27 protein-coding genes are annotated in these 25279 nt (G+C 28.2%); 14 read left to right on the top strand and 13 right to left on the bottom strand.

All coding sequences use genetic code 11. From position 1 onward, the window contains the following. Positions 1-2: 2 nt before the first annotated feature. Positions 3-416 (bottom strand): Fur family transcriptional regulator, encoded by a 414-nt coding sequence (locus AMN81_RS05275; protein WP_023854494.1) that lies wholly within the window; start codon positions 414-416, stop codon positions 3-5. Positions 417-425: 9 nt separating this feature from the next. After that, a complete protein-coding gene (locus tag AMN81_RS05270) occupies positions 426-767 on the bottom strand; it encodes a peptidase M22 (RefSeq protein ID WP_256998234.1) in 342 nt (113 codons plus the stop codon). Between AMN81_RS05270 and AMN81_RS05265 the strand changes: the two genes are divergently transcribed. Next, positions 760-1821 carry a polysaccharide deacetylase family protein gene (locus AMN81_RS05265; RefSeq protein WP_072091020.1) on the top strand — a complete coding sequence of 354 codons (1062 nt, stop codon included), beginning with the start codon at positions 760-762 and terminating at the stop codon, positions 1819-1821. The two genes, AMN81_RS05270 and AMN81_RS05265, sit on opposite strands and share 8 nt — an antisense overlap. A gap of 3 nt (positions 1822-1824) precedes the next feature. Here AMN81_RS05265 and AMN81_RS05260 read toward each other — a convergent pair whose 3' ends face one another. From AMN81_RS05260 to murJ, 4 genes are read right to left on the bottom strand one after another with little or no spacing between them, the layout of a single operon-like run. Beyond that, on the bottom strand, positions 1825-2889 hold the full coding sequence (locus AMN81_RS05260; protein WP_080986917.1) for a glucosaminidase domain-containing protein: 1065 nt from the start codon (positions 2887-2889) through the stop codon (positions 1825-1827). 6 nt (positions 2890-2895) lie between these two features. Continuing rightward, complete coding sequence (locus AMN81_RS05255; RefSeq protein ID WP_072091019.1) at positions 2896-3438, bottom strand: NifU family protein; 543 nt, start codon at positions 3436-3438, stop codon at positions 2896-2898. A 52-nt stretch (positions 3439-3490) separates the two neighbouring features. Further along, on the bottom strand, positions 3491-4492 hold the full coding sequence (trpS, locus tag AMN81_RS05250) for a tryptophan--tRNA ligase (RefSeq protein WP_072091018.1): 1002 nt from the start codon (positions 4490-4492) through the stop codon (positions 3491-3493). A 4-nt stretch (positions 4493-4496) separates the two neighbouring features. Beyond that, positions 4497-6026 (bottom strand): murein biosynthesis integral membrane protein MurJ, encoded by a 1530-nt coding sequence (gene murJ, locus AMN81_RS05245; protein WP_072091017.1) that lies wholly within the window; start codon positions 6024-6026, stop codon positions 4497-4499. A gap of 52 nt (positions 6027-6078) precedes the next feature. Between murJ and AMN81_RS06440 the strand changes: the two genes are divergently transcribed. After that, positions 6079-8364 (top strand): NADP-dependent malic enzyme, encoded by a 2286-nt coding sequence (locus AMN81_RS06440; RefSeq protein WP_072091016.1) that lies wholly within the window; start codon positions 6079-6081, stop codon positions 8362-8364. On the opposite strand, the gene AMN81_RS05235 is transcribed toward AMN81_RS06440, so the two are convergent. Further along, positions 8365-8958, bottom strand: coding sequence for a BON domain-containing protein (locus AMN81_RS05235; RefSeq protein ID WP_072091015.1), 594 nt, complete (start codon positions 8956-8958; stop codon positions 8365-8367). It abuts the gene before it with no gap. Further along, positions 8948-9811, bottom strand: coding sequence for a 16S rRNA (cytidine(1402)-2'-O)-methyltransferase (gene rsmI, locus AMN81_RS05230; RefSeq protein ID WP_072091014.1), 864 nt, complete (start codon positions 9809-9811; stop codon positions 8948-8950). Before rsmI ends, AMN81_RS05235 begins: the two co-directional genes overlap by 11 nt. A 33-nt stretch (positions 9812-9844) precedes the next feature. Here rsmI and AMN81_RS05225 point away from each other — a divergent pair, with 33 nt between their 5' ends. After that, the gene (locus tag AMN81_RS05225) at positions 9845-10999 is read left to right on the top strand and encodes an ABC transporter substrate-binding protein (RefSeq protein WP_072091013.1); all 1155 of its coding nucleotides are present in this window, start codon (positions 9845-9847) and stop codon (positions 10997-10999) included. On the opposite strand, the gene rdgB is transcribed toward AMN81_RS05225, so the two are convergent. Then, on the bottom strand, positions 10983-11585 hold the full coding sequence (rdgB, locus tag AMN81_RS05220; protein ID WP_072091012.1) for an RdgB/HAM1 family non-canonical purine NTP pyrophosphatase: 603 nt from the start codon (positions 11583-11585) through the stop codon (positions 10983-10985). The genes AMN81_RS05225 and rdgB overlap by 17 nt on opposite strands. 36 nt (positions 11586-11621) lie before the next feature. On the opposite strand from rdgB, the gene AMN81_RS05215 reads away from it, so the two are divergent. The 7 genes from AMN81_RS05215 to AMN81_RS05185 all read left to right on the top strand — a co-directional run bounded on the left by AMN81_RS05215 (position 11622) and on the right by AMN81_RS05185 (position 18610). Then, positions 11622-12275, top strand: a complete 654-nt coding sequence (locus AMN81_RS05215; RefSeq protein ID WP_072091011.1) for a nucleotide exchange factor GrpE — start codon at positions 11622-11624, stop codon at positions 12273-12275. A 63-nt stretch (positions 12276-12338) separates the two neighbouring features. Next, on the top strand, positions 12339-14264 hold the full coding sequence (gene dnaK / locus AMN81_RS05210; RefSeq protein WP_072091010.1) for a molecular chaperone DnaK: 1926 nt from the start codon (positions 12339-12341) through the stop codon (positions 14262-14264). 29 nt (positions 14265-14293) lie between these two features. Further along, a complete protein-coding gene (dnaJ, locus tag AMN81_RS05205) occupies positions 14294-15421 on the top strand; it encodes a molecular chaperone DnaJ (protein ID WP_072091009.1) in 1128 nt (375 codons plus the stop codon). Positions 15422-15423: 2 nt separating this feature from the next. Next, positions 15424-16242, top strand: a complete 819-nt coding sequence (locus AMN81_RS05200) for a hypothetical protein (protein ID WP_143312063.1) — start codon at positions 15424-15426, stop codon at positions 16240-16242. 7 nt (positions 16243-16249) lie between these two features. Beyond that, positions 16250-17026, top strand: a complete 777-nt coding sequence (dapB, locus tag AMN81_RS05195) for a 4-hydroxy-tetrahydrodipicolinate reductase (protein WP_072091007.1) — start codon at positions 16250-16252, stop codon at positions 17024-17026. Then, positions 17026-17679, top strand: a complete 654-nt coding sequence (gene nth, locus AMN81_RS05190; protein ID WP_072091006.1) for an endonuclease III — start codon at positions 17026-17028, stop codon at positions 17677-17679. Before dapB ends, nth begins: the two co-directional genes overlap by 1 nt. A gap of 1 nt (position 17680) precedes the next feature. Next, entirely contained in the window at positions 17681-18610 is a 930-nt protein-coding gene (locus tag AMN81_RS05185) for an adenosine kinase (RefSeq protein WP_072091005.1), read from the top strand. On the opposite strand, the gene AMN81_RS06420 is transcribed toward AMN81_RS05185, so the two are convergent. Then, positions 18607-18732 carry an alternative ribosome rescue factor ArfA gene (locus tag AMN81_RS06420; protein WP_256998233.1) on the bottom strand — a complete coding sequence of 42 codons (126 nt, stop codon included), beginning with the start codon at positions 18730-18732 and terminating at the stop codon, positions 18607-18609. The genes AMN81_RS05185 and AMN81_RS06420 overlap by 4 nt on opposite strands. Next, complete coding sequence (locus AMN81_RS05180; protein ID WP_179850573.1) at positions 18713-19276, bottom strand: winged helix-turn-helix domain-containing protein; 564 nt, start codon at positions 19274-19276, stop codon at positions 18713-18715. Before AMN81_RS05180 ends, AMN81_RS06420 begins: the two co-directional genes overlap by 20 nt. 12 nt (positions 19277-19288) lie before the next feature. Here AMN81_RS05180 and AMN81_RS05175 point away from each other — a divergent pair, with 12 nt between their 5' ends. After that, positions 19289-19783, top strand: coding sequence for a L,D-transpeptidase family protein (locus AMN81_RS05175; RefSeq protein WP_072091003.1), 495 nt, complete (start codon positions 19289-19291; stop codon positions 19781-19783). Here the strand turns inward: AMN81_RS05175 and AMN81_RS05170 are convergent. After that, a complete protein-coding gene (locus AMN81_RS05170) occupies positions 19780-20439 on the bottom strand; it encodes a YggS family pyridoxal phosphate-dependent enzyme (RefSeq protein WP_072091059.1) in 660 nt (219 codons plus the stop codon). The genes AMN81_RS05175 and AMN81_RS05170 overlap by 4 nt on opposite strands. Here AMN81_RS05170 and AMN81_RS05165 point away from each other — a divergent pair. Beyond that, a complete protein-coding gene (locus AMN81_RS05165; protein WP_072091002.1) occupies positions 20434-21009 on the top strand; it encodes a thiamine phosphate synthase in 576 nt (191 codons plus the stop codon). The two genes, AMN81_RS05170 and AMN81_RS05165, sit on opposite strands and share 6 nt — an antisense overlap. On the opposite strand, the gene AMN81_RS05160 is transcribed toward AMN81_RS05165, so the two are convergent. Beyond that, positions 21010-21930 carry a porin gene (locus AMN81_RS05160; protein ID WP_072091001.1) on the bottom strand — a complete coding sequence of 307 codons (921 nt, stop codon included), beginning with the start codon at positions 21928-21930 and terminating at the stop codon, positions 21010-21012. It lies immediately after the preceding gene. 213 nt (positions 21931-22143) lie between these two features. Between AMN81_RS05160 and AMN81_RS05155 the strand changes: the two genes are divergently transcribed. Together AMN81_RS05155 and leuS are read left to right on the top strand one after the other, a co-directional pair. Further along, a complete protein-coding gene (locus AMN81_RS05155) occupies positions 22144-22701 on the top strand; it encodes a DUF3576 domain-containing protein (protein ID WP_072091000.1) in 558 nt (185 codons plus the stop codon). An 18-nt stretch (positions 22702-22719) separates the two neighbouring features. Next, positions 22720-25278: a leucine--tRNA ligase gene (gene leuS, locus AMN81_RS05150; protein WP_072090999.1), complete on the top strand. Its 2559-nt coding sequence runs from the start codon at positions 22720-22722 to the stop codon at positions 25276-25278. Position 25279: the final 1 nt, after the last annotated feature.

The raw sequence follows: 25279 nt of genomic DNA, 5'->3' as shown, positions 1-25279 counted from the left end.
AATTATTGGGATTTTTTCTTAACCCCATATAATTCTAATTTATGGTCTACTAATTTATATCCATATTTTTCTGCAACTTTTTTTTGTAACTTTTCAATTTCTTCGTCTACAAACTCTATGATTTCACCAGTTTTCACATCTATTAAATGATCGTGATGGCCTTCATTTAATTCTTCATATCTAGCTTTTCCACCTTTAAACTCATGCTTTGTTAATATTCCAGACTCTTCAAACAGTTTTACCGTTCTATAAACAGTTGCAATACTTATTTTTGGATCAATTTTAGATACTCTATTGTAAAGCTCATCTACATCCGGATGGTCAGAAGAGTCGGACATTACTTGTGCAATTACTCTTCTTTGATCAGTTAATTTAACTCCTTTTGCTATACATTTTTGCTCTATTGTTTCTGACATAAAATAATTTTAACTTAAATAAATAGGGTTAATCAAATTTTTTTTAATATTAAATTTATCGCACAAATCAGGGATATTTTCGTGTTTTATGTTTTTTTCACCTTTAAAATCTTGAATACTGTAACAATAATAATCAATATTATTAGTTAAATTAAATGCTTTAACTATAGAAAGCGAATTTCGTATTCCTGCAAAACTTCCAGGCCCTCTATTTAAATAAATTGTATTAATATCTTTCAAGTTTAATTGATGAGAATTTAAAAAATCATTAATAATTAAAGTTAATTTTTCATAATTAATTTTAGTATTCTCTTTAGTAATATTATAAATATCATTACTAGTTATGATCATTAAAAAAATTTTTTCACTGGCTACATCAATTATCAGTTTATTCATAATTCTTTTATTTTCTAATATCAGTTCTAAATCAGATGAAAATAATATCAAATACTATTCCAATGATGAAGGAATTCTATCAATTATGTATCATCGTTTTAATGAGAATAAGTACCCCTCAACCAATATTAAAATGGATATATTTGAGGAACATATAAATATTATTAAGAACTCAGATTTTAATTTTCATAATCCAAATAATTTTGATGAACAGTTTAATAAACCAAAACAAAAAAAAGAAATTCTTATAACTATCGATGATGCTTTTGAATCTTTTTATACTGAAGCATGGCCTTATCTAAAAGAAAATAAAATTCCATTTATTTTATTTGTTTCAACTGAGCCAGTGGGAAATAAAGGTTATATGACTTGGGAACAAATTAAAGAAATTGAAGCTAATGATTTTACATATATAGGTCATCATTCTCATACTCATGAATATCTTATCGATGTAAGCAATGACGAATTTATTTTAGATATTGAAACAGCCAATACAATTTTTTTAAGAGAACTTGGTTATGTCCCTAATCTATTTTCATATCCATTTGGTGAATACTCTAAGTTTATGAAAGATTATATATCTAAAAATTTTAAATATGCTTTTGGTCAGCATTCTGGTGTAATTGATTTAAATAAAGATAAATTTGAATTACCTAGATTTCCAATTAATGAAAAATATGGAGAGTTAAAAAGATTTAGATCAATAATAAATTATTTTCCACTTGAATATAAAAGAATACTTCCGGAGGAAAAACAATTATTCGAAAATACAAACCCTCCAAATTTTAAAGTTGAATTTTTCAAGCAACAAAAAAATTTATCTAATATTAATTGTTATTCTAATGAGGGTGATGTTTGGAAAAAATCAAAAACAAGTTTTGCTAATAATTCTTTAACAATTGAATTTAGAGAGCCATTCAAACCAAGAAGAGGTAGAATTAATTGTTCTCTGAATGAAAATGGAAAATGGAGATGGTTTGGTGTTCAATTCCCTATAAAAAATAAATGAATATTAAATCAAACTTTCTAGATCTTTACTTGAAGGCAACAATCTCGCCTCATCAAAATCTTTTAAGTTATTCTGTTCAATAATTTTCTGCAAAACTTCAATATATTGACTACCAGTTTCAGCATATTTATCTAAATATTTAGACAAAATTAAACTGTCTAAAGGTTTATTTTGATTTCTAAGTTCTGTTCTAGCTTTTCTTAAATCTCTGTATGTTGAATGGGTATTTAAATTTCTTAAGTAAGCTCTTACTGACAACTGCAAACTATGAAATTTCATAACCTTATGATCTTTGCCCTCATCTGCATTTTTAGGTTTCAAGCCCTCACCAGACCAAGTCCATTGTCCAAATAAAGCATTTCCCTTTAAAGCAAATCTTGAAGTACCCCAGCCAGTTTCTTTAGCAGCTTGAGCTATAGCAAGCGAAACTGGTATTTCATCCATCCTTATTTTTAAAGTAGATAAATCATTCTGTTTAACACCATATTGTTTATATTTTTTTTCTAACCATTTTTTTTCAATATCAGTGTTGCTATTTTTATTTAAAATTGTGAATAATCTTTTTCTATCAACTCTAATTTTATTATTTTCCTTAACTATTAAAGGGAGAACAATTTTTATAAACATATCTTTTCTTTTTTTAGTGTTTCCGATATTTTTAATTTCATTCGGTAAAAGACCAATATCTATTGGTTTTACTAATTTTTTATCTCTGACATCTTTTAAATTATAATTTACCTCTTTAAATAGTGAGTCTATCTCGGATGTTGTGTATCTGACTAGATTAATTTCAGAATTATTCTCTTCTAAAATATCATATAATAAATCTCTTTCATCAGCATTTGCTTTTGAGTCTTCTTCTATTAGTTCATCTTTGTTTAAAGCTCTATTTAAAATATTTTTTGAATTGTTTGTGAATTCTTTATTAATAAAATTTTTATCATTAAAATTAATAACTATGGGTGCCACATAAAAGAATGAAATCAAAATAAAAGAACTTAAAAAAAATCTTGAAATTATGTCAAAACTTTTATTTTTCATAAAATTTGGTTTTTTAAATTTTCTCATAGTAAATTATTGTATTGCAACAACCTCTTTTACCTCTGGTAGGTAATGACATAAAAGATTTTGAACACCTTGTTTTAAAGTCATTGTTGAACTAGGACAACCAGAACAACTCCCTTGTAATTGTACCTTTACAACTCCATCTTTAAACTCTTTAAATTTTATATCTCCACCATCTCTTGCAACAGCAGGTCTTATTTTTTGCTCTAAAATCTTTACAATTTTTTCCTCAATTTCACTTAAATCTAAAACTTCCTCTTTTATATTTTCATCAATTACAAATTCTTTACCATCTGCGTAAAAATCATTTATTAGAGAAATTACGATGTGTTTTATTTCGTCCCACTTAATGTTTTCGTTTTTATTTACTGAAATAAAATCTTGCCCTAAAAAAATACCCTCAACACCATTAATTGACAAAATATTTCTCACCAATTCATTTTGCATATCTTCTTTATTTGTAATTTCATAAGGACCACTGTTTGAAACTTTCTTCCCAGGAAGAAATTTTAAAGAATTTGGATTTGGTGTTACTTCTGTTTGAATGAACATATTTTATATATAGTGAATATTTTAAAAATTAAAACTTGATAATAAATTTTTATTAAAAACCTACTATTTCTTTAATTCTTTCAATCTTTTTGGATGCAATTAAATTAGCTTTTTCAACTCCATCTAGAAGAATTTCATCTAAATAATTTTTATCTCCTAAAAGTTTTTTTATCTCATTAGAAATAGGTTCAATTTTATTCACAAGATTTTCTGCTAATTCGTCTTTAAATTCTGAAAAGTTTTTACCAGCAAAATTTTTTACTGAATTTTCTAATGTAGAATTAGTTAAACTTGAATAAATTCCTAAAAGATTTTTCGCCTCTAATCTTTCCTCAAGTTCCTTTATGTCTTGTGGCATAGGCAAAGGATCGGTCTTCGCTTTTTTAATTTTGTTTATTATTTGGTCTTTTTCATCTGTTAAATTTATTCTACTTAAATCTGATAACTCTGATTTACTCATTTTTTTTGAACCATCTTTTAAACTCATTATTCTTGAAAATTCTTTTTGAATTAAGGGTTCAGGAACTTGAAGAAAATTTTCTACTTCAAAATCGTTATTAAATTTTTGAGCTATATCTCTACATAACTCCAAATGTTGCTTTTGATCGTCACCCACAGGAACATGAGTAGCATCATATAGAAGAATATCAGCTGCCATTAAAACTGGGTAGGAGTACAATCCAATACTAGCTTTCTCTTTATCTTTACCAGCTTTCTCCTTAAATTGTGTCATTCTATTTAACCAACCCATTCTTGCAACACAACTTAATATCCATGCTCCCTCAGCATGAGCTGCTACTCTGGATTGATTAAATATTATACTTTTTTTAGGATCTATTCCGCTTGCTATAAAAGTAGCAACAGTTTCTCTAATATTGTTTTTTAACTCTTTAGGGTCTTGCTTTACTGTAATAGCGTGTAGATCGACTACACAAAAAATGCATTTGTTGTCATTATCATTATTTAAATCTACAAAGTTTTTTATAGCTCCCAAATAATTTCCTAAATGAAGATTGCCAGTTGGCTGTACACCAGAGAAAATTTTTTTACCCATAAAATTAATACTCTAATTTAATATCACTCATTTGGAAAGCTTTGATGAAATAACAAACAATTAAATAAAACAATAATCCCAATATAACAGATAAAACTAAATATAAAGATTTATTTGATTGATCAAATCCTAACTCGTTTTGAAAAAAGTTTAATAAGAATTTAAAAAATAAACCCATCAGAATTGATGAAAAAATTATTTTAATAAGTTTGATAAAAAATATTTGATTAAAATAAAATAATTGTCGATTTTTTAAAAATAAAAATAACAAAATTGAATTAAACCAAGATGAAATGGATGTGGCTATTGGAATTATTATAAAGCCAATTTCTCTAAAATAATACAAACTGATAAAAATATTAACCAATACTGAAATTAAAGAAATGTAAAATGGAGTTTTAGTATCGTGATTTGCAAAGAAAAAACTTGAAAAAACTTTTATCATAGCAAAAGCCGGTAGGCCTAATGCAAAATAATATAAAGCTAAACTTGAGTTATTGACTGAATTTTCATTAAAAGAACCATAGCCAAACAAGGCTGAAATAATTTGTTCTGATCCAATTATTAAAGCGATAGTTGCTGGGAGACTTAAAAATAAGCTTAATTCAAGAGCTTTGTTTTGTATAAGCAAAATCTTATTTTTTTTTCTAGATTGAATATGTTTTGAAAGCTGTGGAAGTATAACAACACCAATTGCAATACCAGCTATAGCTAGGTTAATTTGATAAATTCTATCTGCATAATATAGATAAGAAACTGCACTTGCTTGAAATGATGCAATTATTGTACCAATTAAAATATTAATTTGAGTAACACCTGATGAAAAAATACTTGGTAAAAGTTTTTTAAAAAAAAATTTAACTTTGTTATTTACTTTTAATTCAAAACTAAATTTAAGTGAGTAATATTTTGAAACGTATTTGTATAAAAATATTAACTGTAAGAAACCAGCTAAAGAAACACCATAAGATAAGTAATAAACTAACTGGTCACCTAAAGAGCTAGAAAAAATTAATACCGAAATTAGAACAATATTCAAAATTATTGGAGCTGCAGCAGCAGCTGCAAATTTATTATGTGAATTTAGGATTGCAGAAAAAAATGAGGCCAAACAAATAAAAAATAAAAAAGGAAAAGTAATTCTTGTTAAATTAATTGCTATCTCCATTTTTTCTAAGTCACCAATAAAGCCTGGTGCAATAATTGAAACAAATGCAGGCATGAAAATTTCAATTATTATTGTTAAGAATAGCAACCCTAAAAAAAGTAGATTGAAAATATCGTTAGCGAATTTGTTTGATTGTTTTTTTCCCTTAATAATTTCTGATGAATAACTTGGAACTAATGCTGCATTAAAGGTGCCTTCTGCAAACAATCTTCTAAAAGTATTTGGAATTCTAAATGCTACAAAAAAGGCATCCGCCAACATCCCTGTTCCTAGGAAAATTGCTATTAAAATATCTCTTAAATAACCAAGCAATCTACTAATGATAGTATAGAAACTAAATGTGCCTGTTGACTTAAGTAAGTTCATAAATCATATTAGTCTTAATTTTACCCCAATTGTACACTTATTGTTATCAGAAATGAAAAAAACAAAAATCGACCATTACACAGATAAAGAAGCTTTAGATTTTCATAAAGACAAAAAACCAGGCAAGATTGAGATTATTTCCTCAAAAAATATGATAACTAAGCGTGATCTAGCTTTAGCATATTCTCCAGGAGTTGCTGCTCCTGTAAAAAAAATAAGTGAAAACCCAGAAGCAGCTTATGATTACACAAGTAAAGGAAACCTTGTTGCCGTGATAAGTAATGGTTCAGCAATATTAGGTATGGGAAATTTAGGTGCTCTTGCCTCAAAGCCTGTGATGGAAGGGAAGGCCGTATTATTTAAAAGATTTGCAGATATAGATTCGATTGATTTAGAGATTGATTGTAAAGATTCAGACGAAATTATAAATTCAATTAAAAATTTTGCACCTAGTTTTGGTGGAATAAATTTAGAAGACATAGCGGCCCCAGATTGTTTTGTAATAGAGCAGAAATTAAAAGAAATTTTGGATATTCCAGTTTTTCATGATGATCAACATGGAACAGCAATTATAACAACCGCAGCATTAATTAATGCTTTAGATATTTCTGGTAAATCAATAAAAAAAATTAAAGTTGTAGTTAATGGTGCTGGGGCCTCAGCACAAGCTTGTACTGAATTATTTAAAAACTCAGGAGTAAAATCTGAAAATATAATAATGCTAGACAGAAAAGGTGTTATATATGAAGGAAGAACTGAAGGAATTGATCAATGGAAATCCAGATATACAGTTAAAACTAAACATAGAACTTTAGAGGATGCTGTTAAAGGTGCAGATGTTTTTTTAGGATTGTCTACAAAAGGTGTTCTAAAAAAAGAGATGGTTAAATCTATGGCAAAAAATCCAATTATATTTGCCTGTGCTAATCCTGATCCAGAAATTACCCCTGAGGAAATTAATGAGGTTAGAAATGATGCAATTGTTGCAACAGGAAGATCAGATTACCCCAATCAAGTAAATAATTTAATTGGATTTCCTTATATCTTTAGAGGAGCTTTAGATGTTAGATCCAAAACAATAAATGAAGAAATGAAAGTTGCTGCAGCTAACGCAATAGCTAAGCTTGCAAGAGAAGATGTTCCTGATGAAGTGGTTGCTGCTATGGGTGGAGAAAGACCTCATTATGGAAAAGATTATATTATTCCATCTACATTTGATCCAAGATTAATTAGTGTAATACCAGCAGCTGTAGCAAAAGCAGCTATGGATAGCGGTGTAGCTAGAAAAAATATAGATGATTTTGATATTTATAAAGATCAACTAAAACAAAGATTAGACCCAACAGTAACTATCATGCAAGGTATAAATTCATTTATTAAGAAAAATCAGAAAAAAATTGTTTTTGCAGATGGTGAAGATGAAAATACTTTAAAAGCCGCTATAGCATTTAAAAATTCTAAATTAGGTATTCCAATCTTGGTCGGTAAAGAAAGTAAAATTAAAGAACAGATCAAAAATATTGGCTACAGTGAAAATTTTGACATTGAAATTGTTAATTCAAAAGATGAAGAAAAAAGAAAAAGATACGTTAAACATTTATTTAAAAAATTGCAAAGAGAGCAAGGATTATTAGAACGAGATTGTGACAGAATGATTAGAAATGATAGGGTAGTTTGGGCCACAAGTATGGTTGCATGTGGTGATGCTGATGGTGCTGTTACAGGCAATACAAGGCGTTTTGGGGCTTCATTTGAAAAGATTAAGCAAGTTGTGGATGTAAGAAAAGGAGAAATAATGTTTGGATTAAACATGATAGTTCATAAGGGAAGAACTATTTTTGTTGGCGATACAAGTGTTCATGAATATCCTACATCTGAACAAATGGCTGAAATAGCAATATCTACTGCAAGAGTAGTTAGACTTTTCGGATTTGATCCTAAAGTTGCTTTTGTTTCACACTCAACTTTTGGACAACCTCTTACAAGTAGAACAAAACATATCAGGAATGCAGTTGAGATATTAAAAGAAAAAAAAGTTGATTTTGAATTTGATGGAGACATGCAGCCAGACGTTGCTTTAAATCCAGAATACGAGGAACTTTATCCTTTCGCAAAGATTGTTGGTAAAGCAAATATTCTGATAATGCCAGGCCAGCATAGTGCTGCAATTTCATACAAATTAATTAAAACAATTGGAGAAACAAAAGTTATAGGTCCCCTCTTAATTGGTTTAGGTTTACCAATAGAGATTGCTCCACTTAGATCTTCAACCTCAGAAATACTAAACCTTGCCTCTATTGCAGCGTATTCTTCAGAAGTAATTGACTATAAAAAATAATTACTCTCTTTGAATTCTTAAATCTTCAACAAGTATTATACTTGCAATCACATCCTCAACATCAAGAATTTCCTTAGCTTCACTTATTACTAAATCTTTTTCTTCAATTGTAAGTGCAATACCATAAACATAAATTTTTTTTTTATATGTATCGATTTGATAATTGGTAGATTTAATATTTTTATTTAAAATTAAAGCTGTTCTAAGCTGAGATGTAATTAAAACATCCTTAGCTGATTGTTTAAATTTAAATTGTTCTTTAATTTTTATGTCATTCCTAACTGAACGCGCACCTTTTGTTTCCCAAGCCAGTTTTGTTAAATATAATTTTTCTTCAGGCTCATCTACTTTTCCTGTAAGAAAAATTTTTCCATCTATTACTTTAGATTTTACTGATAAAAAATATTTTTTATCTCTAGCAATTATTTTCGCTGCTAAACTTTTTTGCATTATTGAGTCATCTATTTGAGTTCCTACTGTTCTTGGATCTAAAGCAACCGAAACACCAGTTCCAAAAAGACCTTTAGAACTAACACCAATGCATCCAGTCAAAATAAAACTCATTAAGATAAAAATTAAAAATTTATTTTTCATTTTTTAATTCTAAGCAATAATTATATATTTCTTTTTTTGATGCATTGCTAGTTTGACTTAAAATATCTGTAATTTCTTTAGTAGATAATTTATTAATCATTTTTTTTATTACATTCATATCTGATTCAGTTAATTTTTTAGAGATATTTTTATTTATTTTTCTCTCAGAAATAACAACTGTGAGTTCACCTTTTGGTTCTTTTTCAAATAATTCTAATTCATTTACATTTTTTCTAATAAATTCTTCGTACATTTTCGATATTTCCCTACAAAAAACTATCTTTCTTCCATTAAAATTCTTTTTTATTTCAGGTATGATTTTATTAATTTTTTTAGGAGAAATAAAAAAAACTAAAGAATTCTCAAATTCTGAAAGTTTTTTTAATTGATTAGATAATTCCTGTTTTTTGTCTGGAAAAAAACCACAAAAAGAAAATTTATCCGAAAATCCACTGATTGAAACAGCTACAGCAACAGCCGATGGTCCGGGAATCGGAAAAATTCTTATATCATTATTAATACACTCATTAACTAATATTGAGCCTGGATCAGAAATGCTTGGCGTACCAGCATCAGATATCAAGGAAATTATTTTTCCAGTCTTCAGATATTCTATAATTTTTATTAGATTTTTTTTTTCATTAAATTTATGATTTGAAATTAATTTTGATTTTATTTGATATTTATCTAAAAGATTTTTTGAAACTCGAGTGTCTTCGCATAAAATATAATCAGATTGCTGCAAAACTTCAATTGCCCTTAAAGTGATATCTTTTAGATTTCCTAAAGGAGTTGATACCAAATAAAGACCATTTTCGTATTCTTTTAATTTAAATTGTGGTTTTATGATCATAATTTAGCTTAAAAAACATTATACTAACATTAAATGATTAAATTAATTAAAATTATTTTTTTTATTTTTTTAAGTCTTCACTTTCTTTTTTTTTCAACTGTTAATGCTAAAGAAAAAATAAAAATAGGACTATTAGTTCCTATGACAGGAGAAAATAAAGAAATTGGAGAATCAATCATTAAGGCAGTCGGATTAGCTGTCAAAGATATTGATAATGACTTAATTGAAATCTTTCCAAAAGATACAGCAACTAAAGCTAACCAAACTTTAAAATCAGCGTTTGAATTAAGTGAAATGGGAATAAAAATTGTCATTGGGCCTGTCTTTCATGAAAGTTTAGCCTATTTAAATGAAATGAAAAATTTAACATTTTTATCATTAACAAATAAAACTTTAGATCTTCCGAAAAATGTAATTTCTGCTGGAATTAATTCTACTTCACAATTTAATACAATAAAAAAATTTTTAGAAACTAATCAAATACAAAGAACTGTTTTTTTAACACCAATCCGAGATTATGAATTTGAAATTAAAATAGGGATGAAAAATTCAAAAATTAAAATTTATAAAGATTATGAATACAATACAGAACCTACAAAACTAACAAAACAAATAGAAGAAATCACAAACTATAGAATTAGAAAACAAAATTTAGAAGATGAAATAAATAAGATAAAAAATTCGAATGATCCAAATAAAGAAAAAAAAATAAAAAGACTGGAAAAAAGATATACTTTAGGCAATTTAAATTTTGATGCTGTTGTAATTGCAGATTTTAATGAAAGTCTCAAAAGTGTATCTACATCACTTTTATACACAGATGTGCTTCCTAAAAATAAATATTTTATAACTTTAAATCAATGGTTCGATGAAAGTTTATTAAACGAAACTGATATTCAACCATTATATTATCCATCAATAAATAAAGAAAATTTTGATACTTACAAAATAAAATACTTTAACGCATTCAATGAAGATCCAACTCATTTATCCTTATTAAGCTATGATCTTATTGGATTAGTTTATTATTTATCAGTAAATTCAAATGAGGAAAACTTAAATAAAATTTTTAAAAGTAAAAATTCATTCAAAGGAAAAATAGGAATTTTTGATATCAAAAATAATAAAATAAATCACAGACTTAATTTTTATAAAATTGAAGATCAAAAACTTATAGAAATTTTCTAATTTTTTTAAAAGCTTTGTATCTATGATCCATCTTATATTTTTGAGATGGCTTCATTTCTGCAAAAGTTTTTCTTTTTTTTACAGGAATAAAAATTGGATCATAGCCAAATCCATTTTTACCTTTTGGTTTATGTGAAATATAACCCTCTACTTTTCCTACAACACAAGCTATTTTTTTATTTAAATATGAAATAGAAATAGCACAAATAAATCTCGCTTTAATTTTTTTATTTTTCCAATTTTTATCTTTTTTATTTAACTCTTTATAAACTCTTCTTATTGCTTTAACAAAATCTCCGTGCTTTCCACCCCACCTTGCAGAATAAATTCCTGGGCTTTTGTCTAAAAAATCTATCTCTAAACCAGAATCATCAGCCAAACAAATTAATCCTGTTTTTTTTGAAAAATATTTAGATTTAATTAACGAATTTTCTTTAAAAGTCTTTCCATTTTCAGTCGGACTCTTAAGACTAAATTCGGATGTAGAGTAAATTTTAATACTTTTTGGCAACAAACTCTTGATTTCACGTAATTTGCCCTTGTTATTAGTACCAATAATTAATTTATTAATTTTTTTTTTAGACATCTAGAAATTACTAAAATCCTTACCATATAAGAGGTTATGGAAAAAGAGGAAAACCAAAATAGCACTGCTTCAGATAAAAATCAGGATATAGCAAAGAAATCTGAAAAGCTTGAGGAAAGTTCAGCTGAAGAAAATAAGCAAGAAACAGAACAAGAGCCCAAAGAAGAAATTAAGGAACCAACCCCAGAAGAAAAAATTGTTGAACTTGAGGATAAAGTAACAAGAACTTTTGCTGAAATGGAAAATCAAAGAAGAAGGTTTGAAAAAGAAAAAGAGGATGCTTTTGAATATGGTGGTTATAGTTTTGCTAAAGAAGCATTAAATTTAATTGATAACTTGGATCGATCAAAACATGTTCTTGAAAGTGATGATAAGTTAAAAGAAACTGAAGCATTAAATAAAACGCTAGAACATTTAGATATAATTAAAAAAGATCTAATCTCAATATTTGAAAAAAATAACATTAAACCAATTGAGAGCATTAATAAAAAACTAGATCCAAACTTTCATCAAGCAATGATGGAGATAGAAGATGATACGAAAGAACCTGGAACAATAATCCAAGAAATTCAAAAGGGCTTTATGATAAAAGACAGATTACTTAGACCTTCATTGGTAGGAGTGTCAAAAAAAGTTACAAAAAAAGAAGAAAAAGCTGAGGAAAATCAGGAAAATCCTGAAAATAAATAATTATGAGACCAACTTGTAGTTTTATATTTAAACCCTATATGACGAAAGAGAGATATTAATATTATGAGTAAAATTATTGGAATAGACCTAGGAACAACAAATTCGTGTGTTGCCATTATGGAAGGAACACAAGCTAAGGTTTTAGAAAATGCTGAAGGAGCAAGAACTACTCCATCAGTTGTAGCATTTACAGATGAAAATGAAAAACTAATTGGACAACCAGCAAAAAGACAGGCTGTTACAAATCCAGAAAATACCATATTTGCAGTTAAAAGATTAATCGGAAGAAACTTTGATGACCCAACGGTGAAAAAAGATGTAGAAGCTGCACCTTTCAAAATAGTTAATTCTGAAAAAGGTGATGCTTGGATTGAAGCTAAAGGTGAAAAATACTCTCCTTCTCAAATTTCTGCTTTCATTTTACAAAAAATGAAAGAAACCGCTGAAAAATATCTAGGTCAAGCTGTAACAAAAGCTGTTATTACAGTTCCTGCTTACTTTAATGATGCACAAAGACAAGCAACAAAAGATGCTGGTAAAATTGCTGGGTTAGAAGTTTTAAGAATTATTAACGAACCAACTGCAGCGTCACTTGCATATGGTTTAGATAAAAAACAAAATAAAAAAATTGCTGTGTATGACTTAGGTGGAGGAACATTTGATGTTTCGATTTTAGAATTAGGTGACGGTGTTTTTGAAGTTAAATCAACTAATGGTGATACTTTTTTGGGTGGTGAAGATTTTGATAACGCTGTTGTTGATTATTTAATTTCAGAATTCAAGAAAGATAACGGAATTGATCTTAAGTCAGATAAACTTGCTTTACAAAGATTAAAAGAAGCTGCTGAAAAAGCAAAAATTGAATTATCTTCTGCCGAACAAACAGATATAAATTTACCTTTTATTACTGCAGATAAAACAGGTCCAAAACATATTAACTTAAAAATGACTAGAGCAAAACTTGAGGCTCTAGTTGAAGACTTAATTGCTAGAACAATACCTCCATGTAAAACCGCATTAAAAGATGCAGGAATTACTGCTGGTGAAATTGATGAAGTAGTAATGGTTGGTGGTATGACTAGAATGCCAAAAGTAATTGAAGAAGTAAAAAACTTTTTTGGAAAAGACCCCAACAAAAGTGTAAACCCGGATGAAGTAGTTGCAATGGGTGCTGCTATTCAGGCAGGTGTTTTACAAGGAGATGTTAAAGACGTACTTTTATTAGATGTAACTCCACTATCACTGGGTATCGAAACACTTGGAGGAGTTTCTACAAAACTGATTGATAAAAACACAACAATACCAACTAAAAAAAGTCAGGTATTTTCAACTGCAGAAGATAATCAGCCAGCTGTATCTATTAGAGTTCTACAGGGTGAAAGAGAAATGGCAGCTGATAATAAGGCCCTTGGTAATTTTGAATTAGTAGGTATTGCTCCAGCACCAAGAGGAGTGCCTCAAATTGAAGTTACATTTGATATTGATGCTAATGGTATTGTAAATGTTTCAGCAAAAGATAAGGGAACTGGTAAAGAGCAAAAAATTCAAATCCAAGCTTCAGGCGGACTAAGTGATGAAGAAATTGAAAAAATGGTCAAAGATGCAGAGGCAAATAAAGAAGCTGATAAAAAGAAAAGAGAGTCTGTTGATGTTAGAAACCAAGCAGATACTCTAATTCACTCTACTGAAAAGAACTTAAAAGAGCATGGATCAAAGATTTCTGATGCAGAGAAAAAAGCAATTGAAGATGCATCAACAGCTGTAAAAGAAGCTTTAAAAGGTGAAGATATTGAAGATATTAAGAAAAAAACTGAGGCTCTAGTTCAAGCTTCTATGAAACTTGGAGAGGCAATCTATAAATCACAACAAAGTGCAAAACCAGAATCTGGAAAAGATGATGGTGGAGATGATGCAGGTAAAAAAGACGAAAATGTTGTTGATGCTGATTTCGAAGAAGTAAAAGACGAAAATAAAGAAAAAAGCGCTTAAACTGACATTTAATTGTCTGGGGTAATTTGATGGCTAAAAGAGACTATTACGATGTCCTAGGCGTTAATAAAAGCGCAAGCCCTGAAGAATTAAAATCTGCATATAGAAAATTAGCTGTTAAGTATCATCCTGATAAAAATCCTGGGGACTCTAAAGCAGAAGAAAAATTCAAAGAAGCTAGTGAAGCATACGGAATTCTTTCTGATAAAGAAAAAAAACAAAACTATGATAACTTTGGTCATGCTGCATTTGAAAACGGTGGTGGTAGACCAGGAGGTGGCTTTAGTGGTTTCAGTGGAGCAGATTTTTCAGATATTTTTGAGGATTTCTTTAGTGATTTTGGAGGCGGAGGAAGATCAAGAGGTAGAAAATCAAACAATAGAGGTTCAGATTTAAGGTATGATTTATCAATTTCTCTAGAAGAAGCTTATCACGGAAAAAAACAAGATATTAAATTTTCAACATCAGAGCAATGCAGCACTTGTAAAGGAAATGGATCAAAACCAGGTTATTCTCCAGACAGATGTTCATATTGTGGTGGGAATGGCAGAATAAGATCTAATCAAGGGTTCTTTACTGTTCAGCAAACCTGTCCTCAATGTAATGGAAATGGTGAGGAAATTACTAACCCTTGTAATGATTGCAATGGTCAGGGTAAAAAACAGGCATCTAAAAGAATATCTGTAACAATTCCAAAAGGTGTAGATGATGGAACAAGAATAAGACTTGCAGGAAAAGGTGAAGCAGGAACTAGAGGTGGAGCGACTGGTGATCTTTATTTGTTTATTAATGTAAATTCACATAACTTATTTAAAAGATCTGATGAAAATTTATTTTTTGAATTTCCACTTTCTTTTGCAGATGCTGCTTTGGGAACAACAATTGAAATACCTACAATTGATGGAGGAAAAGCTAAAATTAAAATTCCTGATGGTACTCAAAATGGTAAACAATTTAGATTAAAGGGTAAAGGCATGCCATTTATGAGAAGAGGTGATTTTGGGGACTTATATGTTCAAGTTAAAACAGAAGTACCTGTGTATTTAAATAAAAAACAAAAAGAATTACTGGAACAATTTAGAGAAATTGAAAACGACAAGTCAAATCCAAGTATTAAAAAATTTTTTCAAAAAGCAAAAGACTTTTGGAAAAGTTAATAATGAAATACTTTTATAAAAATATTCCTCATTGGAAAAATGATGAACTAATTAAATCATTAGACACATTTAAAAAAATTTACGAGTCAAGACCGATTAAAAATAATATTGGTGGCATGCAATTTCCTCATATGTTTGCTACATATTTTATTTTAAAAAAAATCAATCCATCATTTGTAATTGAGTCTGGAGTATTTAGGGGTCAATCAACATGGTTAATTGAAAAAACTCTCCCAGACTCTAAAATATTATCAATTGATATAGATCTTACTAACCGTGAATATATCTCAAAAAAAGCTGAGTATTCTAATCTAGATTTTAAGTATCATGACTTTTCTAATATTCCACATGATACCCTTGTTTTTTTTGACGATCATGTCAGTCATTATGAAAGATTAATGCAAGCAAAATTTTTTAATATTAAAAATATTATCTTAGAGGACAATTATTCTGAAAGCAAAGGAGACTTTTATTCTATTAAACACTCATATCAAGGATTTGGATTTAATCATAATTACAAGTTCATAAGTCTTATTAAAACTCTATACCTTTTCTTTAATGAAATTATAAAAAAGATATTTTTTAAAAATTACAATATTTCAAAGGATAAAATTATTTCTAGACTAAAAGATCATAAAATAAATAAAAATGATTTTAACAACATAGAAAAAAATATTGATATATACTACGAGTTTCCACCTATATTTTTTCATAGTGAAAATTCAACAAAACCAATGTTCGAAAATAAAAATTTTGAATTTGAAATTACTAAAGAAGAATTATTGAACTATAATCATATTACTTATATAAAATTGAAATAATTATAACATGGCAAAAATTAATTTAGCTATATCCGGTTGTATGGGTAGAATGGGCCAACAACTAATTAAATCCTCAAAAAAAAATAAAAATTTTAAACTAGTCACACTTACAGAAAATAGATTGGTGAATAAAAAATTTAATGGAGTTAAACCTGAATTAAATTCTGATAAAGCGTTTAAAAAAACTGATGTAATTATTGATTTCACAGTTCCAAATTGTACGCTTGAAATACTCAAAATAGCATCAAAACTACGAAAAAAAGTAGTAATTGGTACTACCGGATTTAACAGAAGCCAAGAAAATCAAATTAAAAAATATTCAAAAAAGATACCTATTTTAAAAGCTGGTAATATGAGTTTAGGTGTAAATTTATTAATGTATTTAACAGAGATTGCATCTAAATCATTAAAAGATGAATACTTAAGTAAGATATTTGAAGTACATCATAAACATAAAAAAGACTATCCATCCGGTACTGCATTAATGCTAGGTAAAGGAATTGCTGATGGAAAAAATAAAAATTTATATAATTTAATTGGTAAGAAATTCTTAAATAAAAAATCTTTTCCTTATGGAAAAAAAATTAATTTTAATTCTATTAGAAAAGGTGAAATTATTGGTGAGCATGAGGTAAAATTCTCAAGTGGTAAAGAAATAATTACATTAAACCATGAGGCTTTTGATAGAGCACTCTACTCAGATGGAGCTTTAACTGCTTCTAAATGGTTAATGAAAAAAAAACCAGGTTTATACTCCATGAGAGATTTGCTTAATTTTTCATAATGAATGAAAGACAAAAAGCAAAAATCATCATTAAAACCCTAAATAAAATTTATCCTAAAACACCAGTTCCATTAAAAAGTAAAAATACTTTTACACTTTTGATTTCTGTTCTGCTTTCTGCACAATGTACTGATATAAACGTAAACAATGTAACAAAAAATATCTATCCAAAATACTATAAACCAGAACACTTTGTAAAATTGGGAAGAAAGAAAATTGAAAAATCAATAAAAAAAATTGGTATTTTTAGAATCAAAGCAAAAAGTATTTACTTAATGTCAAAACAAGTTTTGGAAAAACATAAAGGTAAAGTACCTAAAACTTTTGAAGAACTAGAAAAACTACCTGGTGTAGGCCATAAAACAGCAAGCGTTGTGATGTCTCAAGGTTTTGGTTATCCAGCTTTTGCTGTTGATACTCATATTCATAGACTTGCTCAAAGATGGGGTTTAACAAATGGAAAAAATGTAGCGCAAACTGAAAAAGATTTAAAAAGAATATTTCCTAAAAAAACCTGGTCTAAACTTCACTTACAAATAATTTTTTATGGCAGAGAATATTGTAAAGCAAGAAATTGTTATGGCTTAAGTTGCAAAATATGCACTACTTGCTACCCAAATAGAAAAAAACCTGTTATTACCAAAAAGGCTTAATATGAAAATTTTAGGAATAGGAAATGCAATAGTTGATGTTATTTGCAAAGTAAATGACAATTTTATTGATCAAAATAATCTTACAAAGAGCACAATGAAATTATTTTTTGATGAAAAAGAGTTTAAAAACTTAATAACAAATCTTAAAATTGAAAAAACTGTCTCTGGAGGATCTGTAGCTAACTCTATAGTTGGATTATCTCAACTTGGTGACAAGGTTGGATTTATAGGCAAAGTATCTGATGATGAATTTGGTAGTAAATACGAAGAAGGTTTAAAAAAAGAAAATGTCGAGTATTTTTATTCGAAAAAGAAAGAGGAATTACCGACCGGAACGTGTTTAATTTTGGTAACTCCAGACTCAGAAAGAACAATGTGCACATTTCTTGGAACTGCAGGAAAAATTAATGAAAATGACATAAGTTCTGATGCAATTAAAAAAAGTGAAATAATTTTTTTAGAAGGTTACTTATGGGATGAGGGAGATCCTAAGAGAGCATTCGATAAAGCTATAAATAATGCAAACAAAATTGCTATGTCACTCTCTGATCTATTTTGCGTAGATAGACACAAACCCCATTTTTTAAACTTAGTAAAAAATAAACTTGATATAATTTTTGCTAACGAACAAGAAATTACATCATTAATTAATGCAAAAAATTTTGATGAAGTTATACACTTTTCAAAACAACTTAATAAATTAATGATTGTAACTAGAGGAGAAAAAGGTGCCGTTGCAATTGATGATGGTGAAGTTATTGAAAGAGGTATACAAAAAAATCTAAAAGTTATTGATCTTACAGGCGCAGGTGATTTATTTGCTGCTGGTTTTTTACACGGATATATTAACAAATTGCCTACACATGATTGCCTTGAAAAAGGTACTGAGATGTCATCCAAAGTAATACAGCAAATTGGGGCAAGACTTTAAATTTTATTTTTGTTTCTTTTAAAGCTTCCCTTACCTTTTTTTGGTTTAACTATTTTTGGTTTATATTTTTTAGTGAATAAGTCCTTAGCCATAGGATTTTTCTTATTTGATTTGATAGCCATTTTTCTCACTAGTTATGAAATTATCATCATTAAATGTATTTAAAATTTTTTTTCTTAGTCGATAAATGTGAGTTTCAACTGTGTGAGTTTCTATATCAGATTGATAACTCCAAACTTTTTCTTGTAACTCAACAACACTAACCGGTTTGTCTGATTTAGATAAATAAGTAATTGTATTTATTTCTTTTTCAGTCAACTTAAGCTTTGTATTTTTTGTTAACATTTCTCTAGAATTTAGATCAATAATATAATTATTTATTTTCACCTCAGATTGGCTGTTAAATTGCAATTTTAAAAATTCAATATTTATCTTTTCAATTAATTTAAATACATTAATTGGTAAATTATCTAAAACAAATTGATTGGGAATATCTGAGTATTTTTTATTTGATATAATTAAATAATTATTAAAATTTTTAACTCTTTCATTTAAAGCATCATCTCTATCTTCAAATTCAATATTAAAATTTAAATCTGCTCCAATTTCATCAAGGATTTGATATAATCTTGTAAACTTATATATTATTAAATTCTGACTGCTCACTAGAGGTAGAATATGACAATTTTTGTAAAAAATAAACATACTCTTCAAATAGATGAATTTAAATTTAAGTGCTGCATTGGAGAGAAAGGTTCAACTGATAACAAAATAGAAGGAGATAAAAAAACACCAAAAGGTACTTTTAAAATTGAAAATCTCTATTTTAGAGAAGATAGAGTTAAAAAACCTTTGACTTTATTAAAATGTATCAAAATAAAAAAAAATATGGGTTGGTGTGATGACATTAGTTTTCCACAAAAATACAACAAGCTTATTAAAATTGAAAAAAAAATTGGGCACGAAAAATTAAAAAGAAAAGATAATAAATATGATTTATTAATTCCAATTAAATACAACTATAAAAAACCTATCAATGGAAAGGGTAGTTGTATTTTTATTCATCTTACCAAAAATTATAAGCCTACTGCTGGATGCATTGCTTTAAAAGAAAATGATTTTTTAATTATGCTAAAATTAATAAAAAAAGATTCAAAAATAAAAATTTTTTAGGATCTTTGACCAAAAATACTAGATCCAACTCTGATAAATGTTGACTCATATTTGGCAGCGATAATGAAATCTGAAGACATTCCCATGCTAAGTTCAGTTAAACCAAGAGATTTGTTTAGATTTTTCATCTCCTCAAAATAAACTTCTGGATCAATGTTAGCAGGCGGAATACACATTAAGCCAATTAAATCTAAATTAATTTCTATGCAGTAATTAACTAGACTTTTTAGCTCATTTTTGTTAATTCCGGATTTTTGATTTTCATCACCAATATTAACTTGCAAGAATATTTTTATATTTTTATTTATTTTATTTTGTTCATCAGCAATTTTTTTTGCAAGCTTTTCACTATCTACCGAATGAATATAATCAAATAATTTTACAGCAAATTTAACTTTATTGGTCTGCAATTTTCCAATCATATGTAGTTGTAATTCTGGATTTATTTTTTTTATTTCTGTCCATTTTTCGACAGCTTCCTGAACTTTATTTTCACCAAAATCTATATGCCCATAATCTATCAGAGGCGATATTTGATCAATTTTAAATGTCTTGGAAACTGCTATAATTTTTGGATAATTATTAATATTTATTTTGTTTAACTTAACTTTTATAGTGTCTTGTATATCTAATAAATTTTTTACTGTACTATGCATATAAATAATTTTAGAAAATATTACTTTATTAATAAATTTGATACAAAAAATATAGATAAACAAACACTAAATACAGGAATTATTTATAGAAATTATGAGGCAGAAGATAGTTTATCAACTATTATTAAACTTAAAAATTACTGTAAAAAAAAAGGTCACAAATTCTTTTTGTCAAATAATGTTAAATTAGCAATAAACCTGAATTTAGATGGAGCATATATTCCTTCATTTAACAAAAGTACAAATCACCTTTCATATTCTAAGAGTAAAAATTTTTTATTAATTGGATCTGCACATAACAATAAAGAAATTAAAATTAAAGAAAGACAGGGTGTAAGTATATTATTTTTCTCTTCAGTTTTTAAAAAAAATAAAAACTATTTGGGATTGAATAAATTTAAATTATTGACAAATTTAACTAACAAAAAAGTTATAGCTTTAGGTGGTATAACAAATGAGAATTTAAAAAAATTAAGTTTAATTAATTGTAAAGGTTTTGCTGGAATTTCTTACTTCCAAAAAAAAACGGCCCCACAAGGAGGCCGTTTAAATTATCTAATAAGTATCTAATTAGAATGAAAATGCAAGACCAACCTCTTTATGAGTATCGTCTGTACCATTTGTTCCACCTACGTTGTCAGATGCATTGGCTGCAGCTGTTAACGACATAGATCCCATTGTGTAAGAAACAGAGAAACCTGAATCTTCTTGGTCAGTTTTTGAACCATCTTCAAACTCAACAGTAGACATACCGAATGAAACCGATAAATCTTCATTTACTGCAAAAGATGCACCAATGTGAGTTCTATCTGTATCAGCATTTGCTGTAGAGAAATCTATAGATGTTAACTGAAGACCAAGTGTAGTAGCACCTACAGTGTAAGTTCCACCAAATGTCGTTTGGTCAGTTGAAGCGTTACTTCCAGCGTATTCATCAGACATTGCAAGGAAAACCATTGCACCGTCTACTGGAGACATGTCAACACCAAATGATTTAGCAGATCCACCATCTTCTTGTTTGTTGTAATCTACAGAAAAGTTAGCTCCGCCTAAAGAGTTACCATAACCGATTTTATTAACCTTATTACCAGTTAGTACACCATTAGCTTGACCATCCATATCATCCCATACTTGCTCTGCAGCTGTTGGTACTTTATCTTCGTAAGCTGAAATACCTTGACCTTGAGAAGTTCCGTTTGCGAATGTTAGCATACCAGAATCACCCATATCAAGTTTTAATCCTGAAGATGAGAAACTACCGGCAGTTAACATTTGGTGGTAGCTGATAGTCATTCCATTGTCCATTTCACCTGAACCAGAGAAAGTAATATCTCTAGTCATTGACCATGGGTTTCCACCACTTTCAGTTTCATCTGCACTTGTGTAAGACACTTTAGCAGCACCTGCTACGTCTAAAGATCCAGCGTACGCAGTACTAGCAACTAAAGATCCTGCTAATGCAGTTAATCCTAGTTTTTTTAAGTTTGTCATAATTGACTCCTGTTATTGTTATTTATAATTAATTATAATTGATCCTTAATTATCACTTTCATACGTTTAAAAGTGTTAAATTATGTTATTTATCAATAATAAACCGAAATTGTTGCATATATACAACAATTTTATTGGAATAGATTATTTTCATAATAAATATGCAATTTTATGATATTAAAAGCCCTAATTAATAAGAATTCTGACATATCTATGAAAAAATTATTCTGTATATTTACTATATATTTTATGGTTTTTCAAACACTTGTATCCTGTGGGATTTATAGGCCTGTAGATGCAAAGAAATACCCTCCCCAACCTGAGTTAAGAGTAAAAAAAAATCAGGAAGAAGGCAGAGGTTTTAGATTAATGAGTGGATTTAATGGGGGTAAAGGTGGAAAATTCGAGTTTGCAAATGCAAATCCTTTATGGAGAGCTTCATTAGATGTAATTGATTTTATGCCCTTGCTTTCTGTAGATTATGGTGGAGGCATAATAATTACTGATTGGTATGGTGAAGAAAACACAAATGATGAAATTAAAATTACAATTCAATTTCTTTCAAACGAGGTTAGATCAGATGCACTAAGCATAAAAGTGTTTAAAAAAAAATGTACTAATTTATCAAATTGTAAGGTAATACAATCCCAATCTGATATCGACCAGGAACTTAGAGTTGCTATTCTGAAAAGAGCAGCAAAATACAAAACAAGTGATTTTGAAAAGAAAAATAAAGGTAGAGAAATCCGAGTTAAAGAATTTAGAAATTAGTGTAAATCAAAGTCGTAAGTGGAAAGATATAATTTCAAAATAGTTGAAAAAAAATGGCAAGAATTTTGGGATAAAAATCAAACCTTCAAATCTGAAATAAAAAAAGACAAAAAAAAATTCTATTGTTTGGAAATGTTTCCCTATCCCTCGGGTAATATTCACATGGGACATGTAAGGAACTACACTATAGGTGATGTTCTTGCTCGGTATAAAATGATGAAAAATTTCAATGTCCTTCACCCAATGGGTTGGGATTCATTTGGTATGCCAGCTGAAAATGCTGCGAAACAAAATAATCTTGATCCTAAAAGTTGGACTGAAAAAAATATTTCAAATATGAAAAAACAACTTAAAAAGTTGGGTCTTTCAATTGATTGGAATAAAGAGATATCAACCTGTTCGTCTGATTACTACAAACATCAGCAGAAATTATTTTTAGAATTTTATGATAAAGGCTTAGTATATCGTAAAGAAAATTATGTCAATTGGGATCCAGTTGATCAAACAGTACTTGCAAATGAACAAGTAATCGACGGTAAGGGATGGAGATCAGGAGCTCAAGTGGAAAGAAAAAAATTAAATCAGTGGTTTTTTAATATTTCAAAATTTTCTGACGACCTTTTAAGAAGTTTAGATGATTTAGAACTTTGGCCAAACAAAGTAAAGGTAATGCAAAAAAATTGGATTGGAAAATCTTTTGGATGTGAAATTAATTTTAAAATTAAAGACAATCAAGATATTAATGAGATAAAATGTTATACAACTAGGCCTGACACCCTTTATGGTATGTCATTTCTTGCTGTTTCCGTAGATCACCCATTATCAAAATTATATGAAAAAAATGCTGAATTTTTAAAATTTAAAGAAGAATGTTCTAAAACAGGAACTACAGAAGAAGCAATAGCACAAGCCGAGAAATTGGGATTTAAAACAAATCTAAATGCAATTAATCCACTTGATGAAACATTGTCTGTGCCAGTTTATTTTGCAAATTTTGTTTTAATGGACTACGGCTTTGGAGCTGTTTTTGGATGTCCGGCTCACGACCAAAGAGATTTAGATTTTGCTTTAAAATATAATTTACCAGTCAAAACAGTCGTGAGACCATTAGATAAAGATTTAAATTTCAAAGTAAAAAATAAGGCATACACTGAAAATGGTATACTTATAAACTCCCAAAAATTAGATGGACTGAAAGTTCCAGATGAGTCTATTCCAACAACTATAAAAATTTTAGAAGAAAAAAAGTTTGGAAATAAAAAAATTAATTTTAGATTAAAAGATTGGGGTATTTCAAGACAAAGATATTGGGGTTGTCCAATACCAATAGCCTATGATGAAAATAATCAAATTTTAAAAATACCTGAAAAACAACTACCAGTGAAATTACCGGATGGAGTAGATCTTAACGTTCAAGGAAACCCTCTAGATCATCAAGATAAATGGAAAAATATTGAAATAGATGGAAAAAAATGTGTTCGTGAGACAGACACATTAGACACATTTGTAGATTCTTCTTGGTATTTTTTAAGATTTTGCTCAAGTGATAATTCAAAAGTACCATTTAACAATGAGGAAGTTAAATATTGGATGCCAGTTGACCAATATATAGGTGGCGTTGAACATGCAATTTTACATCTTCTTTATTCTCGATTTTTTGTGAAAGCAATATCCTATAAAAATAACAACTTTGATATGAAAGAACCTTTTGATGGTCTTTTTACTCAAGGAATGGTTTGTCATGAAACTTACAAAGATCAAAAAGGTAATTGGCTTCATCCTGATGAAGTAAAATCAGATGATGGTAAAAATTATTTTAAAAAAGATAACTTAAATGAAAAAGTTATAGTTGGACCAATAGAGTCAATGTCTAAATCAAAAAAAAACACAATTGAGCCAGCTAAAATAATTGAGCAGTATGGTGCAGATTCGGTAAGATTATTTATATTATCTGATAGTCCTCCAGAAAAGGATGTTCAGTGGTCAGAGGAAGGTATGATTGCCTCATATAAATTTATACAAAAATTATGGGCTCTTCATAAGAAAATAAAAGCAATCTTAAACGATGAAATAGAAATTGAAGATAAAAAAAATGAAAGGACGGAAGAGTTAAATAAATTCACAAATCAAATGACACATAAGATTACCAACAACTTAGAAAAATTTAACTATAATGTAATCATTGCAAATTTTCATGAAATTTATAATTATTTTTCAAAAGAAATAAATAATTTCATTAAAAAAGACTCTCTTAGAGAAAACTATAAAAATATATTATTTTTACTTTCACCAATCATACCTCATTTTGCACAAGAATGTTTATCTGAGTTAAATATTAAAAATAAGATTATCTGGCCAGAAGCCAATAAAAAATACCTGCAAGAAGATATTGTCGAGATAGTAATACAAATAAATGGCAAAAAACGATTTACTATTCAAAGTAATACTGACTCAACTGAAAAAGATGTATACGATAAAGTTGTTAAAGAAGCATATTTTATAAAAAATTATAGTGCTATGGATATAAAAAAAACTATATTTGTTAAAAATAGACTAATGAACTTAATAATTTTATAAT

Origin of the sequence: Candidatus Pelagibacter communis (assembly GCF_001179845.1) — a bacterium.
GTDB classification, from domain to species: domain Bacteria; phylum Pseudomonadota; class Alphaproteobacteria; order Pelagibacterales; family Pelagibacteraceae; genus Pelagibacter; species Pelagibacter ubique_Q.
This window is presented reverse-complemented; position numbering and strand designations above follow the sequence as displayed.

Excerpts from the sequence above, each read along its gene's own strand:
- dapB (WP_072091007.1), top strand. The coding sequence starts at position 16,250 with ATGGCAAAAATTAATTTAGCTATATCCGGTTGTATGGGTAGAATGGGC.
- rdgB (WP_072091012.1), bottom strand. The coding sequence starts at position 11,585 with ATGTCTAAAAAAAAAATTAATAAATTAATTATTGGTACTAATAACAAG.
- AMN81_RS05255 (WP_072091019.1), bottom strand. The coding sequence starts at position 3,438 with ATGTTCATTCAAACAGAAGTAACACCAAATCCAAATTCTTTAAAATTT.
- murJ (WP_072091017.1), bottom strand. The coding sequence starts at position 6,026 with ATGAACTTACTTAAGTCAACAGGCACATTTAGTTTCTATACTATCATT.
- trpS (WP_072091018.1), bottom strand. The coding sequence starts at position 4,492 with ATGGGTAAAAAAATTTTCTCTGGTGTACAGCCAACTGGCAATCTTCAT.
- AMN81_RS05270 (WP_256998234.1), bottom strand. The coding sequence starts at position 767 with ATGATCATAACTAGTAATGATATTTATAATATTACTAAAGAGAATACT.
- dnaJ (WP_072091009.1), top strand. The coding sequence starts at position 14,294 with ATGGCTAAAAGAGACTATTACGATGTCCTAGGCGTTAATAAAAGCGCA.
- AMN81_RS05155 (WP_072091000.1), top strand. The coding sequence starts at position 22,144 with ATGAAAAAATTATTCTGTATATTTACTATATATTTTATGGTTTTTCAA.
- AMN81_RS05265 (WP_072091020.1), top strand. The coding sequence starts at position 760 with ATGATCATTAAAAAAATTTTTTCACTGGCTACATCAATTATCAGTTTA.
- AMN81_RS05165 (WP_072091002.1), top strand. The coding sequence starts at position 20,434 with ATGCATATAAATAATTTTAGAAAATATTACTTTATTAATAAATTTGAT.
- dnaK (WP_072091010.1), top strand. The coding sequence starts at position 12,339 with ATGAGTAAAATTATTGGAATAGACCTAGGAACAACAAATTCGTGTGTT.
- nth (WP_072091006.1), top strand. The coding sequence starts at position 17,026 with ATGAATGAAAGACAAAAAGCAAAAATCATCATTAAAACCCTAAATAAA.
- rsmI (WP_072091014.1), bottom strand. The coding sequence starts at position 9,811 with ATGATCATAAAACCACAATTTAAATTAAAAGAATACGAAAATGGTCTT.
- AMN81_RS05215 (WP_072091011.1), top strand. The coding sequence starts at position 11,622 with ATGGAAAAAGAGGAAAACCAAAATAGCACTGCTTCAGATAAAAATCAG.
- AMN81_RS05225 (WP_072091013.1), top strand. The coding sequence starts at position 9,845 with ATGATTAAATTAATTAAAATTATTTTTTTTATTTTTTTAAGTCTTCAC.
- AMN81_RS05200 (WP_143312063.1), top strand. The coding sequence starts at position 15,424 with ATGAAATACTTTTATAAAAATATTCCTCATTGGAAAAATGATGAACTA.
- AMN81_RS05185 (WP_072091005.1), top strand. The coding sequence starts at position 17,681 with ATGAAAATTTTAGGAATAGGAAATGCAATAGTTGATGTTATTTGCAAA.
- AMN81_RS05170 (WP_072091059.1), bottom strand. The coding sequence starts at position 20,439 with ATGCATAGTACAGTAAAAAATTTATTAGATATACAAGACACTATAAAA.
- AMN81_RS05275 (WP_023854494.1), bottom strand. The coding sequence starts at position 416 with ATGTCAGAAACAATAGAGCAAAAATGTATAGCAAAAGGAGTTAAATTA.
- AMN81_RS06440 (WP_072091016.1), top strand. The coding sequence starts at position 6,079 with ATGAAAAAAACAAAAATCGACCATTACACAGATAAAGAAGCTTTAGAT.
- AMN81_RS05160 (WP_072091001.1), bottom strand. The coding sequence starts at position 21,930 with ATGACAAACTTAAAAAAACTAGGATTAACTGCATTAGCAGGATCTTTA.
- AMN81_RS06420 (WP_256998233.1), bottom strand. The coding sequence starts at position 18,732 with ATGGCTATCAAATCAAATAAGAAAAATCCTATGGCTAAGGACTTATTC.
- AMN81_RS05175 (WP_072091003.1), top strand. The coding sequence starts at position 19,289 with ATGACAATTTTTGTAAAAAATAAACATACTCTTCAAATAGATGAATTT.
- AMN81_RS05235 (WP_072091015.1), bottom strand. The coding sequence starts at position 8,958 with ATGAAAAATAAATTTTTAATTTTTATCTTAATGAGTTTTATTTTGACT.
- AMN81_RS05260 (WP_080986917.1), bottom strand. The coding sequence starts at position 2,889 with ATGAGAAAATTTAAAAAACCAAATTTTATGAAAAATAAAAGTTTTGAC.